Origin of the sequence: Kitasatospora sp. SC0581, assembly GCF_048159585.1 — a bacterium.
Taxonomy (GTDB): domain Bacteria; phylum Actinomycetota; class Actinomycetes; order Streptomycetales; family Streptomycetaceae; genus Kitasatospora.
The window spans coordinates 1-584 of record NZ_JBLRWA010000109.1 but is presented as its reverse complement, the minus strand read 5'-3'; the positions used below and the strand labels follow the sequence as shown (position 1 = coordinate 584).

The window sequence follows — 584 nt, the reverse complement described above, 5'->3', positions numbered from 1 at the left end:
CTGCGCTGCAACTTGTAAACGCCGGCAAATAAGGAAGGGGATGAGCAATTTGGAAGAACCGCAAACAATGGATGTCGTCATGGAATTGATTGTTCACAGCGGCAATGCCAAAAGCATTGGGATGGAGGCGCTGGACGCTTCGAAGCAAGGGGACTTCCTTTTGGCCCGGCAAAAGCTGGAAGAGGCTGATCAGGAATTGCTGGTGGCCCATCAGGCACAGACAAGTCTTTTAAAACAGGAAGCATCCGGCCAAACGATTTTCGTATCACTTCTTATGGTACACGGGCAGGATCATTTGATGAATGCCATTACATTTTTAGATCTGGCAAGGGAACTGGTAGAAGTCTATCAAAATATGAAGCTTGCTGCAAAAGGGTAACCGCAGAAATTTACAGAAAAAGGAGCGTGTGCCGCTTGGGACAAATCGGTATTTCTATTTATCCGTCGCGCAGCCGTTTTGAAGAGGACAAAGCTTATTTGTATCTGGCAAAAAAATACGGGTTTACAAGAGTTTTTGCAAGTTTGCTGGAAATTCGGGGGAATAATGAAGAGGTAGTTCAGAAATTTAAAAAAATTATTCGGTA

At 44.3% G+C, this 584-nt stretch carries 2 protein-coding genes; both read left to right on the top strand.

The window, feature by feature from the left end; translation table 11 throughout:
* Nucleotides 1–379, top strand: a 379-nt coding sequence (locus tag ACLWS4_RS37310; RefSeq protein WP_416876466.1) for a PTS lactose/cellobiose transporter subunit IIA, incomplete at its 5' end; no start/stop codon positions are given.
* A gap of 26 nt (nucleotides 380–405) precedes the next feature.
* The coding region (locus ACLWS4_RS37305; protein ID WP_416876467.1) for a MupG family TIM beta-alpha barrel fold protein at nucleotides 406–584 on the top strand (179 nt) is incomplete at its 3' end.